The sequence below is a fragment of the Microcystis sp. M53603_WE2 genome (assembly GCF_030065435.1).
The window spans coordinates 1-2,052 of the sequence record NZ_JASJFF010000903.1 but is presented as its reverse complement, the minus strand read 5'-3'; the positions used below and the strand labels follow the sequence as shown (position 1 = coordinate 2,052).

The window sequence follows — 2,052 nt, the reverse complement described above, 5'->3', positions numbered from 1 at the left end:
GCCGAATTTTCGGGACTAGGTCTAACTCCGTTTCTGCCCACACCGGACTAATCGCCCCCCATAATAAACCAAGAGCGATCGCATTTACAGAACAGCAAGAGAGCTTAAACATGATCTGCATTATACCCAAGGAGGCAGGGGGCAGGAGGCAAGAGGCAAGAGAAAGAATCTGGCAATAAAGCCTTTAGCTTAACAAATTACTGGTTACTGTTTACTGATCACTGAAAAGCCAGCACTCCCCCAAAGGTTACAATAAAAATAAAGATTCAGATTCCCCGTTATTCTTGAGAGGACGGGGGGCAGTAGGAGCAGCAATAGTGGTTAGAATATTAAAACTTTCGCAATTAAGTAGCGCAGAACGGGCAAAACTTCAGAAAAGAGCCGAGTTAGATATTGATAACGCCCTCAAAGTCGCTCAAACGGTGATAGAAACCATCCGCGAACGGGGGGATGCCGGCGTTGTGGACTATGTGCGGCGTTTTGACTACGAAGGTGCGACGGTAGAAAATATCAAAGTCAGCGAGGCAGAATTTGAGCGGGCTTTTCAGTTAATTGAACCGGAAGTAAAAACTGCCATTGAACAGGCTTTCCGGAATATTCAAGAGGTACATCGTCGCCAAATGCCGGAAGAAACACTACTGGCAGAAATTGAAACCGGTGTCTTTGCCGGCGAAAAAATCTCTCCTATCCCCAATGTGGGTTTATACGTTCCCCGGGGCCGCGGTGCTTTTCCCTCGATGATGTTAATGTTAGCCATCCCGGCAATGGTGGCAGGAGTGGAAAGAGTTGTCGTTTGCACTCCCCCCGATAAACAGGGCAACGTCGAACCCGTTTCTCTGGTGGCGGCGCAGATGGCTGGAGTCAGAGAAATTTATAAATTAGGGGGCGTACAAGCGATCGCCGCTTTGGCTTTGGGAACAAAAAATATCAAAAGGGTTGACAAAATTACCGGTCCGTGCAGCGTCTATGGGGCGGCGGCCAAGCGGTTACTGTTCGGTACTGTGGATGTGGGTTTGCCGGCCGGTCCAAGTGAGTCGATAGTTTTGGCCGATGAGTCCACCGATGCCCGTTTAGCGGCCTTGGATTTATTAATTGAAGCGGAACACGGGGCGGATTCGGCGGCTTTATTAGTCACCCACTGTGAAGATTTGGCGATCGCTGCTAGTGAATACGCTCAGGAATACCTGCAAAAACTCCCAGATTGGCGACGGGAATTTTGTGAGGCGGGTTTAGCCGCCTATGGGGGCATAATTTTAACCGATAGTCTGCAGCAATCCCTCGATTTTGTCAATGAGTACGCCCCGGAACATCTAGAGCTTTTAGTTAGTAATCCTTTTGCCATTCTGGGCAAGATTAAAAATGCTGGCGAAATTCTCCTGGGAAATCATACTCCTTCCTCTATGGCTACCTACGCCATCGGAGTCAATGCTGTGCTGCCGACGGGAAGTTTTGCCCGTTCCTATTCGGCGGTTTCGGTTTATGATTTTCTCAAGCGCTCTACTTTGGCTTATGTCACCCCTGAAGGCTTTGAAAAGTTAAAAGAAACCACGAAAACTTTAGCCGAGTACGAGGGTTTTCCCGCCCATAAATTAGCAATTCAACACAGGGAAATTTTACTCTAAATAGGGCTTGCGGCAAAAAGTTTTTCGTGGGGGCAGGGTGTGGGGTGTGGGGTGTGGGGTGTAGGGTTTTACCGATTTTCATCTGGTCAATTACCTAATTTTCAGGGAAAAAGTACCTGAATTTTCCCCCCGCTCACTCCCACGGCCGGTACTTTTGGATTGACAAAAAGTCTAAAAGTCTTATCCAGCAAGGTTTTTAGATTTATTCAGCAAGCCCTAAATACAGGAAATAGGAAACGGGGAATAACTTAGATATGTAGGCAAGCTTATTTTTTAAATTCAGTACAGCTGGTTCTTCGTTACTTGGTATGGTTCGATAGGGGGGCATAAATCGACTAAATCCTTATCTGGCAAGAGACTTAATTGATTAGTTCGCTCTAGATAAAAAACAATTGACAAAAATCGCTAAATGCCTTTCTATATAAGGGTT

Annotated in this window: 1 protein-coding gene; it reads left to right on the top strand. The window is 46.6% G+C overall.

The window, feature by feature from the left end:
• Positions 1–317: 317 nt before the first annotated feature.
• A complete protein-coding gene (gene hisD, locus PX481_RS19235) occupies positions 318–1,622 on the top strand; it encodes a histidinol dehydrogenase (RefSeq protein WP_288095489.1) in 1,305 nt (434 codons plus the stop codon).
• Positions 1,623–2,052 lie beyond the last annotated feature (430 nt).